The 22,469-nt window shown below is 49.4% G+C and carries 15 protein-coding genes and 1 pseudogene; 11 read left to right on the forward strand and 5 right to left on the reverse strand.

Features of this window, described 5'->3' with window-relative positions:
- The first annotated feature begins 25 nt into the window (after positions 1–25).
- A complete protein-coding gene (locus BBG47_RS15580; protein WP_065292443.1) occupies positions 26–799 on the forward strand; it encodes an ABC transporter ATP-binding protein in 774 nt (257 codons plus the stop codon).
- Entirely contained in the window at positions 771–2,717 is a 1,947-nt protein-coding gene (locus tag BBG47_RS15585) for an ABC transporter permease (RefSeq protein ID WP_065292444.1), read from the forward strand. Before BBG47_RS15580 ends, BBG47_RS15585 begins: the two co-directional genes overlap by 29 nt.
- Before the next feature lie 182 nt (positions 2,718–2,899).
- On the opposite strand, the gene BBG47_RS15590 is transcribed toward BBG47_RS15585, so the two are convergent.
- Together BBG47_RS15590 and BBG47_RS15595 are read right to left on the reverse strand one after the other, a co-directional pair.
- Positions 2,900–3,889: a glycoside hydrolase family 130 protein gene (locus BBG47_RS15590; RefSeq protein WP_021256311.1), complete on the reverse strand. Its 990-nt coding sequence runs from the start codon at positions 3,887–3,889 to the stop codon at positions 2,900–2,902.
- A 296-nt stretch (positions 3,890–4,185) separates the two neighbouring features.
- Positions 4,186–5,226, reverse strand: coding sequence for a LacI family DNA-binding transcriptional regulator (locus BBG47_RS15595; protein WP_065292445.1), 1,041 nt, complete (start codon positions 5,224–5,226; stop codon positions 4,186–4,188).
- A 363-nt stretch (positions 5,227–5,589) separates the two neighbouring features.
- Here BBG47_RS15595 and BBG47_RS15600 point away from each other — a divergent pair, with 363 nt between their 5' ends.
- The 9 genes and pseudogenes from BBG47_RS15600 to BBG47_RS15635 all read left to right on the forward strand — a co-directional run bounded on the left by BBG47_RS15600 (position 5,590) and on the right by BBG47_RS15635 (position 16,845).
- Positions 5,590–6,159 (forward strand): hypothetical protein, encoded by a 570-nt coding sequence (locus BBG47_RS15600; RefSeq protein ID WP_065292446.1) that lies wholly within the window; start codon positions 5,590–5,592, stop codon positions 6,157–6,159.
- A 49-nt stretch (positions 6,160–6,208) separates the two neighbouring features.
- On the forward strand, positions 6,209–7,279 hold the full coding sequence (locus BBG47_RS30735; protein ID WP_254659834.1) for a methyl-accepting chemotaxis protein: 1,071 nt from the start codon (positions 6,209–6,211) through the stop codon (positions 7,277–7,279).
- Positions 7,215–7,757 carry a methyl-accepting chemotaxis protein gene (locus BBG47_RS30740; RefSeq protein WP_254659835.1) on the forward strand — a complete coding sequence of 181 codons (543 nt, stop codon included), beginning with the start codon at positions 7,215–7,217 and terminating at the stop codon, positions 7,755–7,757. Before BBG47_RS30735 ends, BBG47_RS30740 begins: the two co-directional genes overlap by 65 nt.
- Positions 7,758–7,887: 130 nt before the next feature.
- Positions 7,888–9,543, forward strand: coding sequence for an extracellular solute-binding protein (locus BBG47_RS15610; protein WP_083189340.1), 1,656 nt, complete (start codon positions 7,888–7,890; stop codon positions 9,541–9,543).
- 8 nt (positions 9,544–9,551) lie between these two features.
- Positions 9,552–11,393 (forward strand): cache domain-containing sensor histidine kinase, encoded by a 1,842-nt coding sequence (locus tag BBG47_RS15615; protein ID WP_065292447.1) that lies wholly within the window; start codon positions 9,552–9,554, stop codon positions 11,391–11,393.
- Between the two features lie 104 nt (positions 11,394–11,497).
- Complete coding sequence (locus BBG47_RS15620) at positions 11,498–13,192, forward strand: response regulator transcription factor (protein ID WP_065292448.1); 1,695 nt, start codon at positions 11,498–11,500, stop codon at positions 13,190–13,192.
- Between the two features lie 163 nt (positions 13,193–13,355).
- Positions 13,356–14,313: pseudogene (locus tag BBG47_RS15625) on the forward strand (ABC transporter permease).
- Between the two features lie 90 nt (positions 14,314–14,403).
- Positions 14,404–15,327 (forward strand): carbohydrate ABC transporter permease, encoded by a 924-nt coding sequence (locus BBG47_RS15630; protein ID WP_065292449.1) that lies wholly within the window; start codon positions 14,404–14,406, stop codon positions 15,325–15,327.
- Positions 15,328–15,375: 48 nt separating this feature from the next.
- Positions 15,376–16,845: an extracellular solute-binding protein gene (locus tag BBG47_RS15635; RefSeq protein ID WP_021256302.1), complete on the forward strand. Its 1,470-nt coding sequence runs from the start codon at positions 15,376–15,378 to the stop codon at positions 16,843–16,845.
- A 334-nt stretch (positions 16,846–17,179) separates the two neighbouring features.
- Here BBG47_RS15635 and BBG47_RS15640 read toward each other — a convergent pair whose 3' ends face one another.
- From BBG47_RS15640 to BBG47_RS15650, 3 genes are all read right to left on the reverse strand, one after another.
- Positions 17,180–18,751, reverse strand: coding sequence for an FAD-dependent oxidoreductase (locus BBG47_RS15640; RefSeq protein ID WP_065292450.1), 1,572 nt, complete (start codon positions 18,749–18,751; stop codon positions 17,180–17,182).
- 291 nt (positions 18,752–19,042) lie between these two features.
- Positions 19,043–20,911 (reverse strand): bifunctional metallophosphatase/5'-nucleotidase, encoded by a 1,869-nt coding sequence (locus BBG47_RS15645; protein WP_065292451.1) that lies wholly within the window; start codon positions 20,909–20,911, stop codon positions 19,043–19,045.
- A gap of 330 nt (positions 20,912–21,241) precedes the next feature.
- A complete protein-coding gene (locus BBG47_RS15650) occupies positions 21,242–22,273 on the reverse strand; it encodes a ribonucleotide-diphosphate reductase subunit beta (RefSeq protein ID WP_174809660.1) in 1,032 nt (343 codons plus the stop codon).
- Positions 22,274–22,469 lie beyond the last annotated feature (196 nt).

The raw sequence follows: 22,469 nt of genomic DNA on the forward strand, positions 1-22,469 counted from the left end.
CTCGTAAACAGGAGTGGAATCGAAAATGACAATGGTAGAAGTGAGGAACTTAAGTAAGACCTATGAAGGAAAGGTAGCCTATCAGGCTTTGTCCAATATAAATCTAGGTATTGAGCAGGGGGAATTCGTAGGCATCATGGGGCCTTCCGGAAGCGGGAAGACCACTTTAATGAATATGATTGCAACCATTGATGCGCCTTCGTCTGGCCAAGTGTTGATTCATGGCAATAATCCCTTCCAATTATCTATGGAGAAGCTGGCTCTATTCCGCCGGCGCGAGCTCGGATTCGTATTCCAATCCTTTAATCTATTAAATACGCTGACCGTCAAGGAAAATATCGTACTTCCCTTAACACTGGACGGGGTAGAAGTGGAGAAATTGCACCGCAAGGCGAATGCGCTGGCAGAGAGGCTTGGCATTACTGCATTGCTGAACAAGCGAATTTACGAGATTTCTGGAGGGCAAGCCCAGCGCGCAGCTATCGCACGTGCGATTATTCACCAGCCGAAGCTGCTGCTGGCGGATGAGCCGACTGGAAACCTGGATTCGAAGTCATCGCGAGCTGTGATGGATACGATGTATCAGCTGAACAAGGAGGAGGGGACGACGATGCTGCTTGTTACGCATGATGCGATGGCGGCAAGCTATTGTGATCGCGTTGTCTTCATTAAGGATGGTCAGCTGCATCATGAAATTATTCGAAGAGGCAGTCAGACCATGTTTATGCGCAGCATAATGGACGTGCTGTCCGTGATGGGAGGCAATCCGAATGACGTTCTCACAACTAGCTATTCATAATATTGCTCGCAACAAGCGAATGTACGCTGCTCATTTCTGGAGCAGTACCTTCTCGGTACTGATGTTCTTCACCTATTCTTTGCTCTTGTTCCATCCCGATTTGAACGGCAAGATTCGATCTTCCAGTGAGACACTAAGCGAACTCGGGATGATGGGACTGCGTGTGTCGCAGGTTCTGCTGATCGTGTTTTCTTTCTTCTTCATCTTATATTCGGTAGGCTCGTTTCTTAAGACACGGAACAAGGAATTCGGCATTCTCATCATACATGGAATGTCTCCTAAGCAGTTCCGCAAGCTGGTGTTCATGGAAAATATGCTGATTGGCTGCGCCTCCATTGTGGCAGGCGTATTGTTGGGTGTCATTTTCTCGAAATTGATCCTCTCCGGGATATCTGAACTTCTGGCGATTGATAAAGGCTTAACGTTTTATGTACCATTGAAGGCGATAGGGACAACGTTTATCGCATTCTTGATCCTCTTCCTGCTGATATCGATCGTGACTACTCGGATGGTAAGGGTGCATCAACTCATTAATCTGCTCAAGGGATCGGACAAGCCGAAGCCTGAACCTAAGGCGTCGATAGGACTGTCGGTGCTAGCCGTCTTGCTCGTCGGAGCGGGCTATGCGACGGTGTTTTCCTTTGCAACAGGCATCACGTATTCGTTCCTTGTACTCCTGTCAGGGGTGGTGCTGACTGTAGTCGGGACGTATTTTCTGTTCACGCAATTCGCGGTATTTGCACTGCGAATGTTGAAGCGGAGCGAGCGGCTGTATTTCAAGAAGACGAATCTCTTGACGCTCTCTGAACTGGGATATCGGTTGAAGGATAATTCACGCTTGTTCTTTATCGTTGCTGTAATCTCGGCGGTTGCATTTACTGCGATTGGTACGTGTACGGCAATCGGCAATCAAGGGTTAGCGGAGATGACGAACCCGTATGCATTTACGTATTATTCGTATCAAGGGAATAAGCAGGAACAGGACCATGTAAGTCTGATTAAACAAAAATTGGAACAATCACAATTGCCTTATCGAGTTGGCGCAGCTACTTTGAAATTTGCAGGTAATGATGTCACGCTCATGAAGTTGTCCGATTATAACAAGCTGGCGACAGCCCTTGGATATGAGCAAGAAGCGATTACCGCTGATAATGAAGCGTTCCTTGTACCGACTTCAGTCATAGGGGAACGAGTATATAGTAAAGAAGGATTCGAAGAAGTTGTCCAACTGATAGAAGACACTACTCGATATGCCTTTCAAATTATGAAAGCTGTACCTCATCAAGTGCTGCCGCAGGATTATGGGATCATTCGGCTTGTTGTGGTAACGGATGATGCTTATGAGCAGATACCTGATCGGGATGAGTCTGGCCAGGAATCCTATACGGTATATGGATTTGCGGTAGAGCATTGGAGTAAGCTTGGGGATACAACAGAACAGCTAATGAAGCAACTGAACGCAGATCAAGAAGGAGAACAGAGCGAATCCATGAAGTTTCAGTTCAGGGCGCTGTATCCGCAGTGGGTAGCGGCCAAGCAGGCAAATGGATTACTGCTGCTCGTGAGCGTACTCATTGGTGTGGTGTTCTTCACCTTTGCCGCAAGCTTCTTATACTTCCGATTATATACGGATCGCAGTCGGGATCAGCAGCAGACCGAGATGCTGTCCAAGATGGGGTTGACTCGCAAGGAACTGAATCGCGTCGTGACACGACAGCTGCTGGTTATGTTCTTTTTGCCGCTTCTCATCGCAATCTTGCATAGTGGGGTTGCATTTGCAGCGCTGCAGCAGTTGGTTCACTTCTCTGTGGGGGAAAGTACAATTAAAGTGCTCGTTAGCTTCACAGTAGTTCAAATCATTTACTTCTTCGTCATTCGATGGCGCTACGTGCAGCAATTGCGCAGTGCGATGGTGTAAGACTGTACATTCTAAATAATCGTAGACTTCCTTATTGCACATTATTGCACAAAACCCCCTTGCGCTGGCCGCTTATTGCGATCAGATGCAAGGGGGTTTTGATCATAGGTATAGGGGTTGCAAAGAAAGGAAGAGCCCTGTAAGTCGGTGCTGCTCCCAGCAGTCTTTGCTTACAGTATATCTTACTTCACGCGAGAATTATTCTTCACGAATTCAATAATCTCATCAACATAACCGAATGCAAGAGCAGTAACCGTGTCAGCTGCGCCATAGTAAATCGCGATACGTCCTGTTGCTGCGTCCACAAGCGATGCACAAGGGAATGCAACGTTAGGCACGTCGCCTACGCACTCGTACAATGTGGAAGGCTGCAGCAAGTATGGTTCGCTGCGGTATTTTACTTTCCAAGGCTCATCCAGGTCGAGGATCGCTGCGCCGAATGCGTATACGAATCCGTTACAGGAGTTCAGGACGCCATGATAGATCATGAGCCAGCCTTCGCTTGTTTCGATTGGAATTGGACCTGCGCCAACTTTCTTGCTCTGCCATCCGCCCATGGGAGCCATTACGTGACGGTGACGACCCCAGAATTCCATATCAGGGCTCTCACTGTAGAAGATGTCGCCGAATGGTGTATGGCCTGTATCGGACGGACGGCTCACCATTGCATAGTTGCCGTTAATTTTGCGCGGGAACATAACTCCGTTGCGGTTGTAAGGCAAGAATGCATTTTCGAGCTGATGGAATGTCTTGAAATCATATGTGTATGCCACGCCGATTGTTGGGCCGTGGTAGATGTTGCACCAAGTTACATAGTAGCGGTCTTCGATCCAGCATACGCGTGGGTCGTAGCCTTCGATGAAATTGCCGATTTCCGGATCGTCACATTCAAATGTAAGCGGCTCATGGTTGATGTCCCAGTTAATGCCGTCTTTACTGAAGCCAGCATGCAAGCGCATGTAGCGATTGCGATCGTCGCAGCGGAATACGCCAGCGAATCCGCCTTCGAACGGAACAACAGCACTATTGAAGATACTGTTCGAGTTAGGCAGCAAATCGCGTGGAATTACTGGGTTCTGGCTGTAGCGCCACAATACGTCGCGATGTCCTTCAGGACGTTCTTCCCAAGGCATGTTCGGAATATCTGGACCGATGATCTTAATTTGGCTCATGATGCAAACCTCGCTTTGCGTAGTAAGTATGAAACCTGTGCTGTTCAAGTGCAGGTGACAGATGTTGAGACCAAAAGAATAGGTGAGAGCCTTGTTCTTTATTGATGTCGTGTGCAATGTCAACTGAACTTGTAACACAGCATGTGTCAATTGTCTCTCGAAACGCAATGACAGCGTTTCCGAATAACTAAAGAGTAAAACACTAAGGTTACAATGTCAAGTAAATATTGTGCATTTACCGTGCAAATAATGTGCAAAAACGTGTTACATATCGAATGTAGATGTGCAAATGTAAACTATATCAGACTGTGTACTGAATCGCGCCATTCTATCTCCACGCCGATGCGAATAAGCTCCTTCGGACGATGCGGATGGTCAATACGCCATACGATCTGTTCCCCGGCGCGCATGCCGAGCTCTTCCTTCGGTACATGCACGGTCGTGATGGCGGGATGAACAAGCACCGATTCGGCGATGTTGTCGAATCCGGTAATGGAGATATCCTCAGGTACGCGCATGCCGCTTGCCTTCACAATTTGCATGAAGTCGACAGCAATATTGTCATTCACACATACGAAGGCCGTTGGCTTATCCTCCATCCGGGAATAGGCTGCAGACAGTTCCTCTTCATTAAAATAATGACGCTTCATGGAGTTGATGATGCACCAAGATTCATTGACACTGAGCCTTGCTTCAGACAGCGCACGATTGAAGCCTTCCCACCGTTCGCGGTAGCTGAGGCAGGAGCCGATATCGCCTACAAAGCCGATCTTCTTATGTCCACGTGCAATTAGTTGTTGCGTTAGGGCATATACGCTATGGGCATTGTCTACGAGCATAATATCGCTGCCCAGCATGCCGAAGTTGAAGTCCGCATACGTATCGATGAACATCGAGGCAATGCCTGAACGTTCGATTAGCTCATAGTACTCCCTCAAGAAGGGGCCGATCATAATAACGCCAGCAGGCCGCTGCTGCACGAATAGAGAAGGCAGCTTCTGTTCGCGCTCTTCTTCCATGTCAACAATCGTCATCGCCAGGGAGTAGCCAGCTTCTTTCAAGGTTGTATTCAGCCCTTTGATGAAGCTAGACCAATAGTGGTTGCCCATATAGTCAGAATGAGTAAGCAGGGACACGATACGATTGGTCGAGATGATTCCTTCCGCAGCTTCGAGTTGATGGAATTTGGTATAGCCGAGCTCGACGGCCTTCTTCATGATGCGGCGTTTCGTGTCATCGCGCATGTCAGGATCGTTGTTCAACGCCTTCGATACGGTATTGCGGGACAAGTTCAGCGCGTCGGCAATATGTTGTTGAGTTACTTTGGATTGTGACATCTATAAATCGCTCCGATTACGAATGGATTGTGTCTAAATTAACGTTGTTACAAGTATATAGGAGGTTTACATTTATGACAAATGTAAAGTTGCAGCCGTGAGGATGGTTGGATAGCGGCATAGACTGCAACCAAACCGGAAAAATATGAGTATATATTCATATATAATTGGGTCGTTGGAACGAATTTTGAAATAGGGAGTTGGCATTACATGCGATCGTTTTTACAATGAGACAGAGAAGTGTGATTTCAGAAAATAACTCTCTGTTTTCAAGGTTTTTTGAAAAAAGATTTGTGTAATCATTCCTTTACCTGTGACCGATAACAAATTATATAAATATTTACATAAAGGAGTTACAGGGAAATGCATATTTCGGTGAAAAGCGAACAACAGGTGCAGCTGTATCGATCCATTTGGACAACAGTCTGGAAGGAGATGGGCTTTGAACTGGAATCCGCTGCACATCCATTGGAACAGGTCATCGTATTCAACGAGGCAGGGGTTGCTGTAGGAACATTCGAACTGAAGCTGTACAGTGAGAGTGCGCGTATGTTGAACGAGGTCGCTCCGTTCGCGGAACAGCCGGAGGTGATGAACGCCCCAGAGCAAGTGGCTGAAGTGGACAAGGTAGCTTTGCTGAAGGAACATCGTGGTCATAATATCGATCGGCTGCTATCTTCAATCGTTCATTACTCGCGCAAGCATGGGATCTTGCAATGCGCTTGTCTGCTGGAACCGGTATTCGCGCGTGCGCTGCGCGTATCATTCCATGTACCAATGCGCAAGGTTGGAAAGAAGATGTTCTATAAGGGGGACGATGTCATTCCTACTCTTATTCATGTCGGTGCAATCTGGCAGAATCCAGCCAAGTTCGACTGGTTAATCCCAGAACAGGAACAAGTGGAAGTTCACTCAATTCCTATCACCTGTTAGCCGATATAATAAGGTGTTGAAGTTAACGGAAATGCAGAAATGTTAAGGAATGGTTAACGAACTGACTAGACAAGCTGTTAACGACGATCACTCGATACATAGAAAGTTGGTAGATGACGTGAATGAACTAACGATTCTTGACAGGCGCAACCGCCTGTTTGTCAAGATCATATGGACAATGCTTGCGATTGGAATCATCGGGGATTTGGCTGCAGGTATTGTCGGGACCATGCTGTATGTGCTGATTGGTTTTGGCGCGGTGGCTTGTGGATTAGCGACGTTCTTAACCTATAAGCGCATTGGCGTAAAGTATGTGATGTACTTAATTCCGGTGTTTCTGTGTTCGCTTGTCCTGCTGCTGATGAAGTCGGATCCGAATCCGATCTTCAGCACGTATTTGTTATTCTATGTCGTAATCAGCTTGATGACTTTATATCAGAATTATCGTCCTATCGTCTTTACCGGCGTAGTCAGTATGATAATGACGGTGTACGTATTCTATGATCCATTCCTGAATGAGAAGCTGTTCACGCGAGAGCCGCTCCTCTATTTGCTTATGTATCTGCTCTTCGTGACGATTGCACTCAGTGCTTCGGCGGTGTTCAGTCAGAACTTGCAGCGGCAAGTGGCGGAACGGGGAACGGAAGCGCTGAAATCGAAGGAGCAGGCGATAGAATTGCTTGGACAAATTCAATCTTCGGTTACGATGCTTAATGAATTCAGTCATGAGCAGAAGCTGCGTGCAGAATCGACAGGAACGATCTCGCGTGAAGTTACAGAGACATTCGCGCAAATATCGACAGGCTTCGAACAGCAGACGATTAGCCTGCAGCATATCGGAAGCTCTGTGGAATCCGTGGAGCGCTCCGTTAGTCACGTTGCGAACGGAACGAATCAATTGGAGCAGGTTGCATCAATTACACTGCACTTGGCTGAGCAGGGCAGTGGTCAGATTGACACCCTTGTCGGTGAGATTAACCGTGTGAAGCGTACAGTGGAACAGACTGTGCAAGTGATGGACGCACTGAATGCGCAGACGGAGCAGGTCGGCGATATTGTCAGTACCATTAGTGATATTTCCGCACAGACGAACTTTGCTGTCCTTGAATGCGGCGATTGAAGCTGCGCGAGCAGGCGAGCATGGCAAGGGCTTCGCAGTGGTGTCGGGAGAGGTTCGCAAGCTGGCTGACCATGCGAAGAAAGCGACTGAGGATATTGCAACTATATTGGAAACGATACGAACTCAGATCAGTGCCGCAGCAGAGCAGGTACAGCGTGGACAATCTGCCGTCGTATCCAGTGTAGAGGCTACGGGGCAAGTGGAGCAGATTATGCGTACGATTACGGATAACACCGACCAGGTGAACCGTCAGTCGGAAGCGATGCATGAAGCCGTTCGCGACCTTCAGACACAGTACTCCAATATGGCACACGGTGTTGTGACGATTACGAACAGCACGGAGGAGCATATGGCCTCTGTGGAAGAGGTGCTGGCGAATATGGAGCAGCAGCATATGGATATTCAGGTGCTTGTTGATGGATACAGCCGATTAGACAAGCATGTCAGTGATTTGAAGCGTCTGTCCGAAGAAGAATAAATAGATGAAAAAAAGGGCCTATCAGAGAGTACAATCTGATAGGCCCTTTCTGTATGATTAAGGGAAAGCAGGTAGGTATAATCTTCCGCCCAGATTGATGGAGGTCAGGTATGGAGAGGGGAATGCAAGTATGTGGATGAAGCATCGGGGAGAGGCGAGCAGGATTAGAGTCATGCTGTTCGAAATGTATACGCTTACAACGAGTGGGTTAGCTGTTGTGCTGCGACCGATTCTTGTGTACAAGAAAGGCGGGATGATGGCAGGAGCTGTATGCTTATTGCTGCTGATCGGATGCAGTGGGCAGGTAGGACAGTCGAAGGTGGCGGAACAGCGTTCCTTGCTGCCTAAGGTTACGGTTGTATTGAATAGTCTTGGCATAGGGTTCCCAGAACCGTTGACGGAGAACGACAATCCGTATGTAACCGACATCGAGGTGAAGACGGGTCTTCAAGTAGAAGTGATCATCCCCCCATCACATCGGTATGAGGATCGCGTCGGTGTCATGATGATGTCGAACCATATACCAGACCTGATCAGCATTACGGATGCGAATTGGGTCTCCTTTTACGCACGGAAGCAGATGCTAACACCGCTCGACCACCTGCTTGCCCGATACGCGCCAAAGCTGAAGGAACGGATTCCTCCTGAAGTGTGGGAACAGGTGTCCTTTAACGGCCAGATATATGCGATTCCGAGCCTGCATGAGGGAAGGGGGCAGGAGATGATGTATATTCGCAAGGATTGGCTGGAACAGCTCGGACTTGAACCACCAGCTACTCTTGCGGAGATGGTAAATGTGATGCGTGCCTTTACTTCGCTCCGTTCGGACGACAATGGGTTGCACGATATTTATGGTACCAGCTTCATTGAAGAGTTGGGCCGCACCTCACCGTGGTTCGGTGCATATGATGTGCAGCTCAATCAATGGATGGAACGGGATGGCCAGCTCGTATATTCCAATGTGCAGCCAGAGATGAAGGAGGCCCTTGCCTTCATGCGCACGATGGTTCAGGAGGGGCTCGTAGATCCATTGTTCCCGATTCAAACACAGCGTGGACTGGAGAGGCAGGTTGTGGATGGGAAGCTGGGTCTGTTCACGGGAACATGGTACGATACCCGCGGTGTGCTGGAGAGGAGCAAGGCGCGGGATCCGCGTGCAGAATGGATCCCCCTACCTTTCCCGAAGGGGCCTGGAGGAAGTGGAACCTTTGCGCTGCCTCAAGTACGAAGCTATCAAGTAATCCCTGCTACCAGCTCTCACGCGGTGGAGGTGCTGAAGCTGCTTACCTATATCGGCGAGGAGGGGAGGGATACCCTCAAGCTTGGATTCGAGGGAGACGTGTGGGCTTGGAAGGAGGGGAAGAGGGTGACCAATATGGAGCGCCATAATCAGGATCATTATCGCGGACTTTATGCTAATTTGGCAGATATGCCTGATGAGGATTACACTCGATCCCGGCTGGATTCGTTAGGAATTCAATACCAGTTGTACGATAATCTTCGATTTACATCCATGCATGCACGTCCGAGCGCTTTCCGTTCGCTGCCGACACCGGCGATGACAAGATATGCACCGTTATTGTTGAAGAAGAATGATATGCTCATCGACATTATTCTTGGCAATCGACCACTTGAGGACTTCGACAGATACGTGTCGGAATGGATGAATGAAGGCGGGCGTGATATGACGAAGGAGGCCAATGACTGGTATCACTTCAGTCGCAACCAGATTGGAAGTGAGCCACCGCCCATTCAGTCTGAACGCAGTTCTAAGCACGGAGGGTGAGTCCTAATATGCTGAAAATGATACGTGACCAAATTCGCCAACGGATTCAGTGGCGATTAACCATCTATTTTGTACTTATTCTGATCCCTCTGCTGTTGACCGGCTGGTTCTCCAACAAGCGCTCTCAGGAGCTGCTTCTGTCAGAGACGACCGCTCGTACCGAAAGTGCAATGCATGCCCTCATGGACAATATTGAGCTCGTGCTTCAGAACGTGGAAGAGCTGTCCGCGGTGCTGTCAACCGATACGGAGATGAACGATGCGCTTGCACATGCGAAGCGGAAGCTGGAGCCGAAGAATGTCATGGCATTCGCCGATCTGAAGCATAAGCTGGCCAACTTTCTATCGATTCATCCGATGTTCTCGCAAATTGCTGTATATCACGATCATTCCAACTCCGTGATTTCTACGCTTCATGGCGTGCTTCCGGTTGATCGTGCGGATGAACGCATTTGGCTTCGACAGCTGCTTAATGGACTGGGGACTGGCATTGTATTCATTCAGCCGGACGAACGAATTGGGGCGGGGAAGCCGTTCGGTCAAGCGTTTGGAGCGGATAGTCTGGCAGTCGTTCGGGCGATGGATATTTACAACCCGAATCGAGAGCGTCATGCGCTTATTATTAGCCTGAACATGGGGCGCTTGCAGCAATATATCCGTTCTGTTACGCCATCGCCACAGGCAGAGCTGCATCTATATACGGCAGATGGGAAATGGGTCACAGGAACGGCTAAGCAGCCTGAATCCTATCAGGATTACTTGGCACGTGCAGAAGCGAATGATCAGGTGTTAATTCAAGCCGCCTCGCCTTATTACGGCTGGACATTGACACTGGCTCAGCCGAAGAGGGAACTGTTCGCACAGTCCTACCAGCTGGAGTATTACGCGGTGTTTATGATTGCGCTGAGCATTGTCATTGCCCTCGTTATGGCTTATAGCATCTACACGAGCATTGCTGCTCCTATGCGGAAGTTAGCTCGGGGCATGAGGGCGATGACGAGCGGCAACTTAGATGTGAGGCTGAATTCGACGCGGCAGGACGAATTCGGTATCGTGACCGACCTATTTAACCACATGGCATCGCAGCAGCAGCACCTCATTCACGATCACTACGAACAGAGCTTGCGGCTTGCCAATACAGAGCTGAAGCTGCTCCAATCCCAGATCCATCCCCACTTCTTATACAACACCTTAGATTCGATCTATTGGATGGCCCAGCATGCTGAAGCTGAGGATATTTCCGAGATGGTACTTCACTTATCCCGATTCTTCAGGCTAAGTCTGAGTAAGGGCAAGGATGTAATTACCGTGAAGGACTGTCTGGAGCATTTGCACGCTTACATACGAATCCAGCAAATCCGGTTCTTAGACCTATTCCATATGGAGTACGATATTGAACCGCGCTCAGAGGAACTTCCGCTCGTGAAGCTGCTGGTGCAGCCCATTGTCGAGAATGCCATCATACATGGCTTGGAGAAGTCCTCGCAGCAAGCAGAGATGTTGCTGCGCATTGTAGTCCGAGTAGAGGAGGACACAGAAGGGAGAAGACTTACAATTAGGGTTATCGATTCTGGAACGGGTATGACGGAGGAAATGTGCGCCCAATTGCAAGCTGAACTTTCTGCTGTATTGCGGCAGCCGACAGAGCATGGTGTGGTGGCGAGCGACCACACAGGTGCTGGTTATGGACTTCGAAATGTCGCGGCACGAATCCGCTTGAATTACGGTCAGAATGCAAACATTCATATTGATAGTGTATGGGGTGGGGGGACAACGGTAACGCTCGTGCTTCCCTTGTCCGAGCCATACGTGGGGAGACAAATTGAAGATCGGTCGAGGACGGCAGGTTAATGCTTAATGCTTGATGCCTAATGCTGCTAGGCAGCCTTCAGTTTTCGCTAGTTGATGAAGCAAAGAATGCCTTCATTTCGAATCGTCACCGAGGAGGAGATTAGATGAACCTATTGATTGTGGAGGATGAGCTGCGGCTCCGTCAAAGCTTAACTGAGCTTATGCCTTGGGAGAGGGCAGGGATTACGGAAGTAACGGCAGCCGCTACCCTAGAAGAAGGGAAGCGGTGGCTGCAGTTGAAGCGTCCGGACATTTTACTTGTAGACATTCAGCTGCCGGACGGAGATGGCTTATCCCTCGTGAGGCAAGCGTCGGAGTGGAATGTTGAGGTGAAGGCGGTGGTGCTCAGCGGTCATGATCACTTCCCTTATGCTCAAGAGGCGCTATCCATGGGGGTGAAGCAGTATCTATTGAAGCCGGCGGGACAGGATGCCATCCTGCAAGCAGTTGCCGCTGCAGTCTCGGAGCGCCGCCAAGACATTCAGCGGCGGCATGATGCCGATATGCTGCGTAAGCAATGGCACAACTACTTGCCGATACTGCGTCAGCGCATCTTGCGCCAAGGGCTGGATGGCAGCTTGTCGACGGCCTCGCTGCTAAGGAGAATGACAGAACTCGGTATCGACTTGCAGGAAGACGAGCGCTACGCAGTGATGGTAATCGATCCTGATCCTTACCCGCAGGAGCGGGTGCAGGCATTTGGAGGCGATCAGGGTCTAATGCACTTCGCGGTCGGCCAAGTCGTGGAGGAAACGATGACAGGGATGGAATACGGCTCTATGCTATTATGCCGCGAAGCAGACGGCCCGCTCGCCATCCTATTTCGCTATCCACCCGCTGCGCTCTCTAGGGGCATGGCAGAGGAGCATAGAAGGGTAGAAGCATCTCAAGCAGCAGAAAGTCATTGCGAGAGATCGGATGGAGAACTGATGATTGGCATTCATGCACTGGCAGGCAAGATGCTGGAGTATATCAAGACTTCATTGAAGCTTACGGCGAGTGCGGGCATCTGCTCGGCGTGCGGGCGGCTGGCTGACGTGCCGCGGCTGTATAAGGAAGCGGACTTCGCGCTCCGTCAGCGGCTCGTTCATGGTGGCGATATTGTCATTCCGTACCGCAATCACGGACTGAGAGCGGCTGAAGATGTTTCGGCCGTAACGATACATACGGAGCAGTGGGAACGGGAACTGGATATTGCCTGGAACACTGCCGAAGAGCAGCAGGCAGCGGAACTGGCCGAAGCTTGGATTCGCGCAGTATGTGCGATTCCAGAGGCAGAGGCATTTAAGGAGCAGATGATGTTCCTGCAATCGTGGATCATTATGTGGCTGCGCAGGCAGGGGTGGTCAATGGCGGAGGTAATGGGAGAGGATGCAAGATGGTTCCGTCACACCGCCGAACTGCGAACGAAGCAGGAGTGGAGTGAGTGGATGCGAAGTGTCATGCGACGCATTGGCGCGGAAGCAGGCATGGTGCGTCGTCGCGGCGGCAATCGCTTGGTATCGGAAGTGAAGGAGTTAATCGAGAATGAACTTCATACAGAGCTAACCCTGCAGGAGGTGGCGGATCGGCTGTTTATTAATGCCTCGTACTTGAGCAGGCTGTTCAAGCAGGAGATGGATCAGCCCTTCTCGTCTTATCTCCTTATGCGCCGCATGGAGCGAGCCAAGGAGGCACTCTTTCAAGGGGAGCGGGTATATGAGGCAGCACAGGCGGCGGGATTCCGCGATGTCAGCTACTTCACGAAGGTATTCCGCAAATATTGGGGGGTTACGCCGAGTGACTGGAAGCGGGGTTAACGGGCTGCATAGGCTCAGTTGAACCTGACCTCACGATGGAAATCATTTTACCAGAAGAAGTCATGGCTCTCCCGTGTTCGATTGCAGCCAGATGCCGTAGGCTAGTAGCAGATGCAGCAAACAATGAATGCCAAGTGCTCATGCCACGGAAAGGATGGGAGCTATGGATAAGCTGGAATTGGACAATGCTCCACGTTTGTCTTCACGATCATACGGGCGAAAGTTGTGGAGCGACATTCGGAAGGACTGGGACTTATACATTGCACTTTTGCCAGGGATCGCCTTTCTTCTCCTGTTCAAGTATACGCCGATGTATGGGGTCGTAATTGCGTTTCAAGAATTCAAAAGTTTTTAGCGGAATAGAGGACAGTCCTTGGGTAGGGTTCTCGCACTTCGAACGACTATTTCAATCACCGAAGTTCGTTCAAGTGTTTTGGAATACGATTATCATTTCGGTTCTGAAAATTGTACTTCTCTTCCCACTGCCAATTCTGCTGGCAATTCTGTTGAATGAGCTTACGAAAATGTGGTTCAAGCGTCCGGTACAAACGATCATTTACATGCCTCATTTTCTGTCATGGGTTATCGTTAGCGGACTCTTTATGGATCTGCTCTCCATCAATGGGGGGCTTGTGAATCGAATCATTGAGTGGTTCGGCGGAGAGCCGATCAAATTCTTCCTCGACAACAGTGTCTTTCGCTGGCTGCTCGTCGGCACGGCGGGCTGGAAGGAAGCAGGCTGGGGAACCATCGTATACTTGGCCGCCTTAAGCTCTATCGATCCACAGCTGTATGAAGCAGCCAAGATCGATGGGGCAAATAAGTTCAGACAAATTCTGCATATTACACTACCAGGGCTTGTTCCCGTCATTCTCCTTATGTTCATCCTGCGGCTCGGGAATATGCTGGAGGCTGGGACGGAGCAAATTCTCGTCATGTACAATCCCGTCGTCTACAATGTGTCGGATGTTATCGGCACGTATGTATATCGTACGGGTCTAGGCGAGCAGAATTACAGCTTCTCAGCTGCTGTGGGGCTGTTCGAATCCATCGTAGGCTTCGTGCTCATTATTGGTGGAAACGCTCTCAGCCGGCGCTATTTGAATCGGGGTATCTGGTAATGAGAGAAGTTCAGCATACAGCTCTCTTGATGTCGCAAGTCGCCGCTTATTTGGAACCTGAACGTAAGAAGGAAGGAGGTCTGGCATAACATGAGACGCCAATTGACTGCTTCGCGGAGAACAAGAACGGCCATTCGAATGTCGGTAGGGGAGCGCATCTTCCATGTGTTGAACTATCTGTTTTTTGCCCTTGTGTCGTGGACGACATTGTTCCCATTTCTCAATTTGATTGCGAAGTCGCTCAGCAGTGAGGAAGCGGTTATGTCAGGGAGCGTGTCCTTGTTCCCGATTGATATTCAGTTCGGAACGTACTTATATGTGCTGCGCGACTCTCAATTCATGAATGCTTTCCTCGTATCGGTCACAATTACCGTGGCGGGAACGGCTCTCGGTCTGTTCATGACCGCATTAGCCGCATATCCCTTATCCAAGCCGCGTCTGCGCGGACGCAAAATATTCATCTTGATGTATGTGTTCACCATGCTGTTCAGCGGTGGTCTTATTCCTACGTATTTGCTCATGCACCGATTGAATCTGATCGATACACTGTGGGTGCTCTTTCTGCCGAGCATGGTTAGCGTGTTTAATATGCTGATTATTAAAAACTACTTCGAGTCTCTGCCCGATGAGCTGGAGGAATCGGCCAAGATGGACGGAGCATCGAATCTGACAATCTTGTTCCGCATTACGGTTCCATTGTCGCTGCCGGTGTTCGCTACCATTGCACTCTTCTTTGCGGTAGGCTTCTGGAATGATTACTTTGCCTCGATGATCTATATCAATACGGCAGAGCTGAAGCCGCTGCAATTGTACTTGAAGGAACTGCTTGCGCATTCCAATATCACATATCAGGATGGCGGGCATGTAACGAATATTGATGCGGTCATGAACACGACGCCTCAGGCTATACAGGCCGCTTCGATTCTTGTTGCAACCTTGCCCATATTGCTGGTATATCCGTTCCTGCAAAAATACTTCGTGAAAGGGGTGCTGATTGGTTCCGTAAAAGGGTAATGCGGTGAAGATATTTCGGGGGACATCCAAAAGAGCGGAGGTATGTTCATGCAACGTAAACAGGTATGGATATCATTGATTTCGATTGTGATGGTCTTGTCACTTCTCGGCTGCAACAGCGCCGGTTCAGGGCAGGGTGCGTCAGGAGGAGAAGGCGGCAAGCAGCTCCGTCAGCTGATGCAGTTCGATCGCTTCGAGCCGAATAGCGATCCGGTAGCCGTGTACTTGAAGGAGAAGACGGGATATTCCGTGAAGTATGAGATGCTTCCTGCGGAAAATGCCGACGAGAAGCTGAACCTGCTCATGGCGAACAAGGAGTCTTATGATATTATGAAGCTCGCTTCAGCCCAATACTATCAGCTTGTATCGTCTGGTGCGCTGGAGCCGCTGGATGATCTGATTGAGAAGTATGGAACGAATATGAAACAGGTTATCGGCCCAGATTCTTGGAATGGTGCCCGTTATGACGGCAAAATTTACGCTATTCCAGAAACGGGCGGAGGCGGAACCTCATCGAATGCGCTCGTCGTCCGCCAAGATTGGCTTGATGAACTGGGTTTGAAGATGCCGACGAACCTGGATGAGCTGGTGACGGTGCTGAAGACATTCAAGGAGAAGAAGAATGTAATTCCGCTGACGGGAGGCAAGATCCCTGTACATCCGGATATCGCCAGTGTGTTCGGCTTAACGACGGCTTGGTTGGAGCGGGACGGCAAGATCATTCACGCGGTTGAAGCTCCAGAGATGAAGGAATACTTGAAGTTCATGAATACGCTGTACAAAGAGGGACTAATCGACTCCGAGTGGGGCATTAATACGGCGGATAAATCGATTGAGAAGATGGCAAGCGGCAAGGCTGCCATGTATAGTCCAGGGTGGTGGATTGCTCCGAACTTGGAAAATGCACTTGCGAAGAATTTCCCAGATGCGAAGCTTGCGATTGTGCCGGTATTGAAGGACAAATCGGGGAAAGCGCGTGTAGGCACGCCGGGCAATACGATTAATTATTACATTGCAATTCCGAAGTTCGCGAAGAACAAGGAAGAAGCGGTGAAGTGGCTCGACATGAAGTTTGATAAGGATATTTTCAAGGGGATCGCTATCGGTGAAGAAGGCGTACATCACAAGTTTGAAAATGGAGCCTACTCGCCGATTCTGCCGAAGTTCGCAGATGAGCGTACAAATGCAAGCTCATTCTTGACGGGTGTGGACGAGAAGAACTATCCGATCTACTGGCAGGCGAGATTGAAGAAAAACCCAATCGTAGAGAACTACTTCAACACATTCCAGAAAAATGCGGAGGGCCTGTTAATCGCTGATCCACTCGGTTCAGCGCCTCCAATGCCGGATATCTCGAAGAACGTGCAGCGGTTGAACAAGTATCAAGAGGACACGTTCATTAACTATATTAGCGGAACGGAATCGCTCGACAATTATGACCAGTTCCTCGCGGAATGGCATGCACAGGGTGGGGCGGATATGGTGAAGGCAGCGAATGATTGGTATGCGAAGCGTTAAGCATGAATAGACGAATTAGATGATTTAGATGAGTAAGTCAATAAACATTCCGGCAACTAGTTAAATAAGTATTCAGAATAAGAGGCGAGATCGAATAACTAGGTGGCATGCTGAAATGCAAATATTCGTCTGCGAGATGTGAACACAAGCAAAAGGGGATGGCCCGAGATTCAAGGGCCATCCCCTTTTGGATGTTTGGCGAGGCATGATACTGTATTCTTACGAGTTGATAAAGAAACTTATAATAAGAAACTTATGATAAATAACTTACTAAGAAACTCGTGATGAAGGGAATCATGCTGCGGGAAGAATCGATGCCTGCTTCCTTATCCGCTTATACGGGCCTTGTAGAAGGCCATTGCAGTTCAATGCCGAGCTGCTGCAGCTGCTTCTGGAAGGCGCTAAGATGCTTCTCGTCACTGCGCACAGCGCGCGGCACAATACCTTGATTCAGTGCATATGCAGCCAGTGCGCCAGCTGATTCGCCAATGTTCCATTCTGCTGGATGCACGCGGTAACAGCCGTTGGTAATATGTGTCGTTCCGATATTTTTGCAGGCGGGAATCAGATTGTCCATGCGAACCGGAAGCAAGCTTCCTAACGGGATTTGGAACGGCAAAGAGGAGATGTCAATATAGTTTTTGCCTCCGGTCGACGGATGAAGGTCAATCCGATAGCATCCGATGCCGACGGAATCAGCAAATGTCTCAGCAGGCTGACCAGGACGACAGTCGGTGGCAATGTGCTGCTCGAGCACAGTGAATTCCGCTTGAATCCGTCTTGATTCCCGTACATAAGGATACATGGCGAATCCGTCTTCTGTGCCAGCGACATCCGGCCGCAATCGCAGACCCGGGTAGCCGATGCCTCCGTCAGGACGCGGTGCTTCTGTCTGCAGCCAGTACAAGAGCGATAGGCTGAGCTGCTTGGCATCGAATAGGCTCCGCTGCTTCTCTTCTTCGCTTACATCGATAATCGAACCAAGCCAGTAGTCATTCTGCGGCCAATTGACGACCGACACCGGAGTAGGGAGTACTCCTGACGATTGATCATACAGCGACGGGTTCGTAATTTGCCGATAATGGAACAGTGGGAACTTCCCTGTCTCCCAGAAGAGGGAGTAGGTGATGGGTTCCAGCGTCGTTGGCTTGACTGCCGTCCAGCTTAGAAGACGATCCGGCCAGAACGAAGGCTGATATTGGCTCCAGAAGTCATAGCGTGCAGGCTTCGGAATCGTATAATCTCCGTCCTTGTCGTAATCAACGGCGTAGCAGTAAGTGAAGCCCTGCATATTCTGCGGTTCAGGGTCGCCCGGCACGGCGTGCGGTTCGCCGGTATCACGCTGCGATTCTGCACCTGTGACATACTCTGTTCCCGAGAGGGCAAGCAAGTCCCCGCATTCGGTTGCGTCGAGGAAGTATGCTCCCGTTAGGACATATTCGTTGCCCGCTGCATCCTGAGCGGTTACCGCATGGATGCGGTCGCCATCAACCTCAGCATTGGTGGCGCGGCATTGTGTCAGAATGGTAAGCTGTCCGCTGTGCACGTAGGGGAATAGCATCGACTCCAGCACAGACAGAGCTACGCGTGGATCATGGCAGAGACGGCTTACAAGGCCGCTCCCAGGGTTCAGCTCCGGGTTCGAGCGAGCATTCATGGCCAATGGGAGATGTTCGCGATAGTAGCGGCGTATTTCATTGCGGAATTGCCTGTATGTCTGCGTGCAGCCGAATTGTTCGATCCACGGATGCTCGTCTGGCGGAACCAGTTGGCTTGTCAATTGTCCGCCGATACGGGCGGTCTCCTCCGTCAGTACCACTGTCTTGCCCAATCGACAAGCGGAGAGAGCAGCTGCACAGCCTCCTACACTTCCACCAATAATAACGAGCTCGGCGTTCTTCTCCATATTCGGTGAGGGTGACACTCGATCAGCTCCTTCGCAATATTTTCCAATTATTGCTTACCCCAATAAGTATAGGAAAGAAACAGATCGCTTCCCATAGAATCTGATTGCTATTGTTGGTAGATTGAGTGCTAGTATTGAGTGAAGTAGGAAGAATATGTGGATTGGTGTTTACGGTTCCGGGTCGATCCGTTCCTAAAAAAGTAGACACGCGAGGCGGAAAGAGGGATGCGCCACGCGTGTCTATATGTTCAGAAGGGGGATTCCTCATGACATAAGGAATTCGTTATTTCGTTATTGCTTGATACGTTGTTCGATCTTCGCTGTAATGTCTTTCTTTTCTTTCATGTATTGCTCCACGACTTCGTATAGGGTCACTCCTGTATCAAGTGATTTTTTATCCTTAAACATGGCATAACCGTCGCCACCGGCGATTAAGAAGTCATTTACAGCTACGCGGTACGTTTTGTCGGCTTCCACCGCTTTGCCGCCAACCTTCACATCCGATACACGACTTCCTTTTGGCTTTTTGATGTCGAAGGAGAATGTAATACCAGCAACTTGAGGGAAGCGGCCGGAACCAGCTTCGATCTCGCTAACGCCATTTTCCAAGGCTGCTGTCAAATCACTGCCCTTCGCCTCAACAACAGCAAGTGTATTCGGGAATGGGAGCACATCATACAAGTTGCGCTTCGTAATATCGCCCTTCATGATGGTTGTGCGAATACCGCCTGAGTTCGTAATGGCCAGATCGGCTTCGAATCCAGGCATTGTACGAGTGCGCGCCAGCATGGCATCTGCTACTAAGTTGCCCATAATCGTCTCCTGCTTCCGCACTCTTGCACGATCACCGTCTAGATCTACGCTTGCAGTAGCAATTTTCTCGTTCAATAGGGAGTCGGTTTCTTTCTTCAGAGATTCAACAATGGCAGCTACTTCTGGGTCTGGCTTCGTCGCTTCATCGTACTTGATCAGTCCACCAGAGAAATGAACCAAATCCTTGCCGTGGTAGTACAGATCAACACGGCCAAGCGACTTCGCATATTCCCAGTCCTGCACAATATACGTACCGTTGACGAGTTCAGGCTGATCCACTGGTGTATGCGTATGTCCGCCTACAATGATGTCGATGCCTGGAACCTGCTTGGCCATTTCACGGTCATAGGATATTCCTGTATGGCAGAGGACGATGACATGGTCAGCTTCCTCGCGCAGCTTCGGTACCCATTCCTTCGCGACTTCGATTGGATCCTTGAACGTTAAGCCCTTGACGTTGTCAGGGTGCGTAACGATTGGTGTATCTGCTGTAACCAATCCAAGAATAGCGAATTTCTTGTCGCCGAACTGCTTCATGACATACGGCTGCAGCAGGTTCTTCCCTTGTGCGTCGAATACGTTCGCAGCGAGTACAGGGAATTTGAACATTTTGGTCAGTTTCGTAAGCTGCTCGTAACCGAAGTCGTACTCGTGGTTGCCGGACGCCATGAAGTCATAACCAAGTGCGTTAGCCAGCTTTGTTGCGTTTTCCCCTTTGGACAGGTTCACATAAATTGTACCTTGAATCATGTCGCCTGCATCCAGCACCATAGAATTCGGGTTCTCTGCACGAAGCTCTTTCATTAACGTAGCGAGCTTAGCGTAGCCCATTTCCTTCGCTTTCTCGTCTTCTAACATATGTCCATGCGTATCGTTCGTATGTCCGAGCGTAATATGTGTCGTAATGGCATCGCCGAGTGCTGTGAAGAACTGCTCGCGTGTCACCGTATCTCCTGTCACTGCTACATCAAGCCCTGCCTTCTTCGCTACAGCTTGCAGTGTCGCAGCAGGAACCGGACGATGGAGCTCTTTCCATTGCGCTGCATCCACGATCTTGTTCTGCTTCGCCCAAGTGAGCGCTTTGGCTGCCCAGCCTTGGATGGATGGATCAATGGCTTTCACTTCTTTTTCCTTGTCTTGTACGCGGGCAATCATCGCCACTGCTTCAGCAAGTGTGACTGGGCGATCAAGCGCCAGGCCATCATTGGATCCGGTTATGTAGCTTTTCGATTGCATCCATTCCAGGTGGTTAATTGGATTCACAGGAGCTGCAAATAATGATCCAGCGAATAGAGTACTAATCAATGTTGTCAGAACTGCGGCAGTACCTAGCTTTTTCTTGTTCATAAACGGACCTCCATGCTTGCTTCATATTTGAAATGTATATGTAATAGATATGAGTGATATATGTATCGTAGGACACGGGGGTTGGGAGATTGTTAACTAGAACCTAAGAAATTGTAAATTAGATAAAAAAACACCCTTATCTCATGACAGACAAGGGTGACTGTAATATACAAAGTATAAACATCCGGCGATTCAGATATGCCGCTCGCTCGCATCTGTATTTCCTAATCAGAATTCGAGACTACATTTCTAATCCATATTCAATATTCAACACATACGCTGGTTTCTAACAGACACTCAAGCAGCAAACAGTCACCAGCCTACAGCCGCCTACAGCTCGTCGAAGCCGTTGTCATCGCCGACCTTGCCGTAAGTGCGGGACTTCGCTTCGAAGAAGTCGGTCTTCGTGGCATTCAAGGCTTCGTCCGAGAAGGGCTTAATCCACGGCATGCAGTTTACGTCAACGCCTTCATACAGCTTCTCCATACCGATAAGGCTTAACCGGCGATTGGCAATGTGCTTAATGTAATCCGACAATTCACGCAGATCGATGCCGCGTACCTGCTTGAGCGTATAATGGGCCCAGTTGGTTTCCAATTGTACAGCACGGTCAATCGTATCGTACACAAATTGGCGGTTAGCCTCGGTATTCAGCTCTGGGAAGTCTACAAGCAGCTGCTTGAACACCTCACCGAAGAAGTAGCAATGCTGGTTCTCATCACGCTGAATGTATGAGATCATTTGGCTCGTCGCCATCATCTTCTGATCCCGGGCTAAATTGTAGAAGAAAGCGAACGTACTATAGAAGAAGATTCCTTCCAATATCAGATCCGCTACGAGTGCTTCAAAGAACGTCTGAGGTGTTGAATTATCGCGGAATGTCTGATAAATGTCCGCAATGAATCGGTTCCGTTCAAGCAGCACACGATCATGTTTCCAATATTCGAAGATATCCTTCTGCTCTTGCTCGGATACAAGAGAGGACAGTACATAGGAATACGATTGGTTATGCACGACTTCCTGCTGCGCAATGATAGCCGATATGGCTTCTAGCGATGAGTCAGTGAAGTAGTTCTTCACATCACCGACGAACATCGTCTGCATGGAATCGAGCACAGCAAGCAGCGAGATATTGATTTTAAATGCATGCTTCTCTTCTTCGTCTAACAGCGGGAATTGCTGTGCATCTTTCGCCATCGGAATTTCATCCGCAATCCAATGGTTTTGAAGGAGAACTTTGTACAATTTATACATATGCGGCATACGAATGTCGTTCCAATTCAATATGCCGGAGCATTCGCCTAGAATAATTCGTGTCGATTGATTCGGTGCTTCTGTATTGAAGATGAGCTGCCGATTCAGCTCACGATCTAACAATGTCATAGAACTCTTCCTCTCTATACACTTTATTCCCCGTGCACAATCATGCACAAATTGGTTGCTGTCAAAGTCAACCAGTAGGAAGGGCTGTGCTGCTGTATGTAACGTTCAGTAGCCCTTCCCGATTTTATGAACGGATTTCCGTAACAGTGCGTGTTCAAAAAGGCCGGTTTTCAGC

This window comes from Paenibacillus sp. KS1, assembly GCF_001680695.1.
Classification (GTDB): domain Bacteria; phylum Bacillota; class Bacilli; order Paenibacillales; family Paenibacillaceae; genus Paenibacillus_B; species Paenibacillus_B suaedae.